The sequence below is a fragment of the Sedimentitalea sp. XS_ASV28 genome (genome assembly GCF_041224545.1).
Lineage (GTDB): Bacteria > Pseudomonadota > Alphaproteobacteria > Rhodobacterales > Rhodobacteraceae > Sedimentitalea.
The window spans coordinates 88,890-96,311 of record NZ_JBGFGP010000087.1; the positions used below are offsets into that span (position 1 = coordinate 88,890).

6 protein-coding genes are annotated in these 7,422 nt (G+C 61.0%); all 6 read right to left on the reverse strand.

Annotated features, from left to right (window positions below; translation table 11 throughout):
- Window positions 1–10: 10 nt before the first annotated feature.
- The 6 genes from AB9K34_RS04425 to AB9K34_RS04450 all read right to left on the reverse strand — a co-directional run bounded on the left by AB9K34_RS04425 (window position 11) and on the right by AB9K34_RS04450 (window position 7,253).
- Window positions 11–1,966, reverse strand: a complete 1,956-nt coding sequence (locus AB9K34_RS04425) for an acetoacetate--CoA ligase (protein WP_369953224.1) — start codon at window positions 1,964–1,966, stop codon at window positions 11–13.
- The gene (locus AB9K34_RS04430; RefSeq protein WP_369953225.1) at window positions 1,963–3,204 is read right to left on the reverse strand and encodes a serine hydrolase domain-containing protein; all 1,242 of its coding nucleotides are present in this window, start codon (window positions 3,202–3,204) and stop codon (window positions 1,963–1,965) included. Before AB9K34_RS04430 ends, AB9K34_RS04425 begins: the two co-directional genes overlap by 4 nt.
- Window positions 3,205–3,543: 339 nt before the next feature.
- The gene (locus AB9K34_RS04435) at window positions 3,544–4,245 is read right to left on the reverse strand and encodes an ABC transporter ATP-binding protein (RefSeq protein WP_369953226.1); all 702 of its coding nucleotides are present in this window, start codon (window positions 4,243–4,245) and stop codon (window positions 3,544–3,546) included.
- A 1-nt stretch (window position 4,246) separates the two neighbouring features.
- The gene (locus tag AB9K34_RS04440) at window positions 4,247–5,014 is read right to left on the reverse strand and encodes an ABC transporter ATP-binding protein (RefSeq protein ID WP_369953227.1); all 768 of its coding nucleotides are present in this window, start codon (window positions 5,012–5,014) and stop codon (window positions 4,247–4,249) included.
- Entirely contained in the window at window positions 5,011–6,300 is a 1,290-nt protein-coding gene (locus AB9K34_RS04445; RefSeq protein WP_369953228.1) for a branched-chain amino acid ABC transporter permease, read from the reverse strand. Before AB9K34_RS04445 ends, AB9K34_RS04440 begins: the two co-directional genes overlap by 4 nt.
- Window positions 6,297–7,253, reverse strand: a complete 957-nt coding sequence (locus AB9K34_RS04450) for a branched-chain amino acid ABC transporter permease (protein WP_369953229.1) — start codon at window positions 7,251–7,253, stop codon at window positions 6,297–6,299. Before AB9K34_RS04450 ends, AB9K34_RS04445 begins: the two co-directional genes overlap by 4 nt.
- Window positions 7,254–7,422: the final 169 nt, after the last annotated feature.

Sequence of the window (7,422 nt, forward strand, 5' to 3'; positions counted from 1 at the left end):
CGATCTGGGTTCACGCCCGCGAACGTGCATAGGCGATGAACGCATCAAAGCTGTCCGGGTTGACCATGGAATCACGATTGACCACTTTCTCCGGATCACCGCCCAACAACACTTTTTTGACCGGTACTTCCAGCTTTTTGCCGGACAAGGTACGTGGAACCTCGGCAATCTCGACAATGTCATTGGGGCGAAACCGGGCCGAGACCGAGCGCGTGATGGCCGCATCGATGCGTGCGCGCAACGTGTCGGTCAGGGTTTCTCCCTCGGCCAAGACGACAAACAGCGGCATGAAGCTCTCACGTCCCAGGTATTCGAGATCGACAACCAGCGAATCCGTCACCTCGGGCAGCGCCTCGACCGCCTGATAGATCTCGGCACTGCCCATGCGTTGACCCTTGCGGTTGATCGTGGCGTCCGAGCGGCCATAGATGATGGCGCCCCCTTCCTCCGTGATCTCGATCCAGTCCCCGTGGCGCCAGACCCCCGGATAGGTATCGTAATAGCTGTCGCGCAGCCGCGAACCATCCTCGTCACCCCAGAAAAACAGCGGCATCGAGGGGAGCGGTTCGGTACAGACAAGTTCACCCACCTGCCCGATCAGATCGTTGCCCGCCTCGTCATAGGCCCGGACCGCGTTGCCGAGAAACCGGCATTGCATCTCGCCCGCGCGCACCGGCAGCATCGGGTTGCCACCGACAAACGCCCCGGCAAGATCGGTGCCACCCGAGAACGGCGCAAGCCATATATCGGATTTGACCGCATCATAGACCCAGTCATAGCCATCCGCCGTCAACGGTGATCCGGTCACGCCAATCGCGCGAAGGTGGCCAAGGTCGAGCACGTCGCCGGGGCGGATACCCGCCTTGATACAGGCGGTTACAAAGGCCGCACCGGCGCCAAAGACCGTCAGGTCATGCCGGTCGGCAAATCGCCAGAGTTCGAGCAGGTCGGGATGGTTGGGCGCGCCGTCAAACAGCGCAACGGTTGCACCGCGTGCCAGCGGCGTCATCTGCGCATTCCACATGATCCAGCCCGACGAGGTGAACCAGCAGAACCGGTCATCGGCCCCGAGATCCTGATGCAGCGATTGCTTGGCCCCTTCGAGCAAAACACCGCCATGCCCGTGAACGATGGGTTTCGGATTGCCGGTCGTCCCCGAGGAATAGACGATCCAGAGCGGATGGTCGAACGGCACCTGCGCGAAATCCGGGTCCGCGTCGCCATCGGTCAGATCCGACCATGCAACGCCGCCCGCGGGCAGCGTGCCGACCACCGGTATCCAGACCGCCTGCTCCAGCGTTGGCAAACCGGTTGCGATTTCATTCAGCACTTCCCGCCGGTCGATGGTCTTGCCGCCATGCACATAACCATCCTGCGCAATCAACAGCTTGGGTTCGATCTGCCGGAACCGGTCAAGGATCGCCACATGCCCCATGTCCGGCGCGCAAAGCGACCAGATCGCTCCGATGCTGGCGCTGGCGAGGAACGCGATCATCGCGGTTTCCGTGTTGGGCAGCACGGCGACAACGCGATCGCCCTGCCCCACCCCCATGGCGCGGAAATGCTCGGCGACGCTGGCGACCTGTCTTGACAGTTCCGACCAGCTCATCCGTGTCTCGCCAAAGGTTTCCGACTGTACGATCAGCGCGGTGCTGTCCGGCTTGATTGTCGCGTTGCGCAGGATGTGTTCGGCAAAGTTCAGATGGGCGCCGGGAAACCAGACCGCGCCGGGCATCGCCCGGTCTTGCAGAACCGCATCATAGGGCGTGCTGGAGCGCATGTCGAAATACTCCCAGATCGCCGACCAGAAGCCATCGAGATCGGAAATGCTCCACGTCCAGAGCGCGTTGTAATCGGTGAATGTCAGATCGCGGGTCTCAGCCAGCCAACGGATGAACGCGGCCATTCGGGAACCCTCGGCCTGTGCGGCTGTCGGTTGCCAGAGGATCGGTCGCGCCGCCGTCATCGGACCAGCGCCCCATGCACCAGCGCCTTGAGTTGCGGCCGCGCGGGATAAGAGCTTGAGGGCGAAAGCTGGGTAAAAAGCACCACCGACAGGTCCAGAACCGGGTCGATCCAGAAGAATGTCGATGCCATGCCGCCCCAGCTGAAATCGCCGATGCTGCCCGGGCTGCGCACGCGACCGGGGTCCAGGACCACCGACCCGCCAAGGCCAAAGCCCATGCCTTCCATCGGTTGTTCCGCAAAGCTCTGCGGCCCCATCGAGGCGATATCGCCGGGCAGATGATTGCGCATCATGAAGCCAAGCGTGTGGGGCGACAGGATTCGACCGCCGTCAAAAGCGCCACCGCGACGCAGCATTTCGACGAAAGCCATGTAGTCGTCGATGGTCCCGACCAGCCCACCGCCCCCGGAGTACATCTCGGCCGTTTCAAAGGGCGAGGACCCCGCCTCGTCCGTCAGCCGCAGGGGGTCGGCGCTCTTCTCGACCGCATTCAGGTCCATCGCGCTGCCCGCAAGCGGGGTATAGAGCGATGCAAACCGGTTGCCGGTCCCTTCGGGCACGCGAAACCGGGTTTCGGTCATCCCGAGCGGATCAAGGATGGTATCGGCAAGGAACCGATCCAGCGATTGACCGGACACGACCTCGATCACCCGCCCGAGCACGTCGATACCGACCGAATATTCCCACCGTGTTCCCGGCCGGAAGGCCAGCGGCAGTTCTCCGAGCCGGTCGGCCATATCCGCGAGCCTGCCCTGGTTCGGGCCGAACATGATTTTCTGCTCGTCCATTTCGCGCGACAACACGCCGGGATTGAACGGATAGCTGAGCCCGCTTGTATGGGTCATCAATTGATGAATGGTCGGGCTGGCGCAGGGTTCCACCTGATCCAGCCGCTCGGCACCCGGCACAAGGGCGGTCATGTCGCGGAACGCGGGCAGAAACTCGGAAACAGGCGCATCAAGGTGAAACACCCCCTGCTCTACCAGTGTCATGGCAGCCACGGTGGTGATCGGCTTGGTCATCGAATAGATTCGGGCCACCGTGTCCCGCTCGAACGGCAGGTCGGCGGCGATGTTCCGGCGACCGCTCGCATTGAAATAGACCTCCTGGCCACCGCGCGCGATCAGAAGCGAAGAACCGGGATATTTGCAATCTTCGACATAGCGATCCATCCACGCCGAGATCCGGCTCAGACGGTCACTGTCAAAACCCGCATCCTGCGGTTTGATGGTCTGCATCTCAGTTCGCCTTTCCAAGTACATTCATGTCCGCGTGCGGACAGGTTATCCAATCATCCGTTTCATCGCGGCAACACTTTCATCATTGAACCAGCCGCCAGAGGGCGCGTTGCCCCGGTGCGTCATCGCATGTTCGATACGATCACGGACTGCGCCGCAGGCAGGTTTCTGAAACACCGTTGTCGTGATCTTTATGCTCGGGTCTCCCTTCACAGCCCGACGAAAACCGGGCCACCTACCCGGAATTTATGCGCCTTGGCCGCCAAATCGCAACGGGCAAAAGCGGGAAAAATCAAGGAGCTGTCTCTGCCACATGACAATTGCCGCGATGCCGCGTGCTCAGACTTCGAGCCACTCCTTGCGCACGTCATCGCGCGCCCGCAATTCGTCGGGGGTGCCTTCGAACACCACATGGCCGTGGCCCATGACATAGACGCGATGCGCAATATCCATGGCGATGGCGAGCTTTTGTTCGACAAGCAAAGTGGCAATGCCGCGCCGGGCGATTTCCTGCAACAGTTCGGCGACCTTCTGCGTCATCTGGGGCGACAACCCCTCGGTCGGCTCGTCGATCATGATGAAATCCGGATCCCCCATCAGGGTCCGGCACATAGTCAGCATCTGCTGTTCGCCGCCCGACAGCACCGACGCCTCGACATCGGCGCGGTTTCTGAGATTTTCGAACAGATCGAACATATCCTGCATCGACCAGCGGCCGCTTCCGTCCTTTTGTCCCGGTTTGAGACCGAGGATGAGGTTTTGCCGGGTGGTGAGACCGGGAAAGATATCGCGGTTTTCCGGCACGTATCCCAGACCGAGATTTGCGACTTCGAACGCTTTCTTGCCGGCGAGTTCCTGCCCCTTGAACCGTACCGACCCGCGCGGCGGCACCTCGCCCATGATCGCTTTGCAGGTGGTCGACCGACCCACGCCGTTTCGCCCCAGAAGCGCGACGATCTCGCCCTCCTGGATGTTCATGTTGACCCCTTGCAGGATGTGCGACTTGCCGTAGAAGGCATGAAGATTTTCGACTTCCAGCATATCAGTGCTCGGCCTCCAGTGCGGCGCCAAGATACGCCTCTTGAACCTTGGGGTTGGCACGGACCTCTTCGGGTCGACCGGTGGCGATGATCTCGCCATAGACAAGCACCGAGATATAGTCGGCCAGCCCGAATACCACGCCCATGTCATGCTCCACCATGATCAAGGTCTTGTTCTCGGTCACCTGCCGGATCAGGTCCATGATATAGTCGGTTTCCGAATGACTCATCCCGGCGGTCGGTTCATCCAGCATGATGACATCCGCGCCGCCCGCCATCGTGATGCCGATCTCGAGCGCGCGCTGCTCGGCATATGAGAGCATGCCCGCCGGCAGGTCGCGCCGTTCCGTCAGGTTGATCTGTTCAAGCACCGCATCCGCCGCCTCGGTGAGCTCACGGGATTTGCTGACGATATGCCAGAACGAGTATTTGTAGCCCCGGCTCCAGAGCAACGAGCAGCGCACGTTCTCGAACACGCTCATGTTCGGGAAGATATTGGTGATCTGGAACGACCGGCTCAGCCCCATCCGGTTGATCTGGAACGGGGCCAGCCCTGTCAGGTCATTGCCGTGCAGCCGCACCTTGCCGCCGCTTGACGGAAAACGGCCGGTGATCAGGTTGAACAGGGTCGATTTTCCCGCGCCGTTGGGGCCGATCACCGCGTGGCGCTCGCCACGCCCGATCGTCAGGTTCACACCCCGGATGATCTCGGCCTTGCCGAAACTCTTGCGCAAATCGTCGATCTGGAGCGCCGGTGTTGCGTTGCTCATGACGGGCTCCCCTCGATGGTGTTGGCCTCGTGCCATGCGCGGCGCAGCTCGGGCAGGTTGCGTCGGGTCAGCCAGAATCCGGTTACGGTGACAAGGATCATGACCAGCCAGGGCAAAACCGAATGGCTGTTGAATGTCGTCCAGAACAGGGTCATTTCCTCATCGCCGGTGGCGGCGTGACGGATGTGAAAGATGGTCTCGATCAGTGCCGCGAGGCCAAGTGTTCCGATGATCGCGGGCAGCACGGTCTTGATATAGGGCATCACCAGCAGCCCGGCCTTGCCCATCCGTATCGCCGGCATGTGCATCATCAGGATGCCGGCCAGCCCACCGGGAAAATACATCACCGTCGCCACGAACAGCGCCCCGACATAAAGCTGCCAGAGTTCGGTTTCGAGGCTGAGCACCGTTTGCAGCAGGGTAAAGACCACCGCGCCGATGATCGGTCCGAAAAAGTAGCCGACCCCGCCCAGGAAGGTGATCAGAAGGATGCTGCCCGATTGCACGAGGTTCAGGTTTTCTTCGGTCAGGATTTCGTAGTTGATGGCAAAAAGTCCGCCCGCGATCCCGGCAAAGAAGCCCGACGCGCAGAAGGAAAAGAACCGCACCCAGCGGGCCGAATAGCCGAGGAACTCCGCGCGTTCCGGATTGTCACGCACCGCGTTGGCCATGCGGCCGATCGGGGTGCGGGAATAGAGGAACATCAGCAATGCCGAGAGCAGAAGCCAGAAGGCGATGAGATAGTAGACCTCGATCTGGTGCAGAAACTCGATCCCGAAGAACGGCAGCCCATAGGTGCGGTCGCCGCTGACCCCCTCTTCGCCGCCGAAGAACGCCACGATGATGACCGAACAGGCGGCGATCAATTCCCCCACGCCGAGCGAGATCATGGCAAAGACGGTGCCCGCCTTGCGGGTGGAGAAGGAGCCGACAATGGTGGCGAGCCCGAGCCCGAACAGCCCTCCGAAGAGCGGCAGCACCGGCAACGGCAGCGGCAGGCTGTAATCCTCGACATAGTTCATGATGTGCACGCACATGAACCCGCCGACGCCCATATATACCGCGTGCCCGAAGGACAGCATGCCGCCCTGCCCCAGCAACATGTTGTAGGCGAGCGCGAAAACGATCGTGATCGCCATCTGGTTCATGATCGTGATGGCGCTGTTGGAGGTGAAGACGGACGGGATGATCGCCAGGATGATGATCGAGACGATCCAGGGCGTTGCCGCACCCAGAGGGGATCCGCCCCGCCGCGCGGTGCCGTTATTGCTTGCTGTGTCGCTCATACGTCGCGCTTTCCGAACAGGCCATAGGGGCGGAACACAAGGATCAGCACCATCAGGAGATAGGGCAGGATCGGTCCGATCTGCGGCAGTGTCAGCGACCACAGGTCTCGCCAGGGGCTCTCTGACAGGTCGACGGGCCGCTCAAAGCCCATGGCGATCAGGACATCCGCCATCGCCACGTTGTAGCTGGCGGCAAAGGTGGTGATCCAGCCGATCAGCAGCGATGCCACCAGCGCCCCCCACAACGACCCCAGACCGCCAATCACGATTGTCACGAACACGATCGAGCCGAGCAGGAATGCCATGCCAGGGAACGTGCCCAGCACCGGGCCGGCAATGACACCGGCCAGACCGGCCAGCGCCGTGCCGACGCCGAACACCCCCATGAAGACCAGCGGCACGTTGTGCCCCAACGCCTCGACCGTTTTCGGATAGCTCAGCGCGGCCTGGATCACCATGCCGACGCGGGTTCGGGTGAGCACGTAGAGCAGCGCCAGGAAGATCGAGATCGAAACGAAGATCATGAAGACCTTGTAGGCCGGAATTGCATTGCCCGAGATCGAGAACAGCGTGAATTGCAGGATTTCCGGCGGCTCATACGGCATCTGGCTCTTGCCCCAGATGAACTGCACGACTTCCTCGATCAGCAACGCAAGCCCGAAGGTAAAGATCAGTTCCGGAACGTGCCCGTATTGATGCACCCTGCGCAGACCATAGCGTTCGATGCCGGCACCGGCGATTCCGACGATGATCGGAGCAATCAGAAGCCCCATCCAGAACCCCATGTACGTGCTGATCTGATAGGCGAAATACGCCCCCAGCATGTAAAAGCTGGCATGGGCGAAATTCAGAACCCCCATCATCGAAAAAATCAATGTCAGGCCTGCGGACAGCATGAACAGAAGCAATCCGGTCACAAGCCCGTCGATCAGATTGACGAGTACGAGATCCATCTCAGTTTCCCCGGCGCAGTGATGTCATCCCACATTTCCCAAGTAAGGCGCTGATTTCGCTGTCCTGACCATTATATTTCCTATATAAAACATGGTGTTGAAGGCTGCGAGGGGCGCGTTTTATGGATCACCCAGAGGGTGCGGGCTTGCAACGGGCAGATCGGGTGGA

What these genes read in the sequence shown, in the direction of transcription:
- AB9K34_RS04440 (WP_369953227.1), bottom strand. Translation starts at nt 5,014, where the DNA reads ATGAGCAACGCAACACCGGCGCTCCAGATCGACGATTTGCGCAAGAGT.
- AB9K34_RS04445 (WP_369953228.1), bottom strand. Translation starts at nt 6,300, where the DNA reads ATGAGCGACACAGCAAGCAATAACGGCACCGCGCGGCGGGGCGGATCC.
- AB9K34_RS04430 (WP_369953225.1), bottom strand. Translation starts at nt 3,204, where the DNA reads ATGCAGACCATCAAACCGCAGGATGCGGGTTTTGACAGTGACCGTCTG.
- AB9K34_RS04435 (WP_369953226.1), bottom strand. Translation starts at nt 4,245, where the DNA reads ATGCTGGAAGTCGAAAATCTTCATGCCTTCTACGGCAAGTCGCACATC.
- AB9K34_RS04425 (WP_369953224.1), bottom strand. Translation starts at nt 1,966, where the DNA reads ATGACGGCGGCGCGACCGATCCTCTGGCAACCGACAGCCGCACAGGCC.
- AB9K34_RS04450 (WP_369953229.1), bottom strand. Translation starts at nt 7,253, where the DNA reads ATGGATCTCGTACTCGTCAATCTGATCGACGGGCTTGTGACCGGATTG.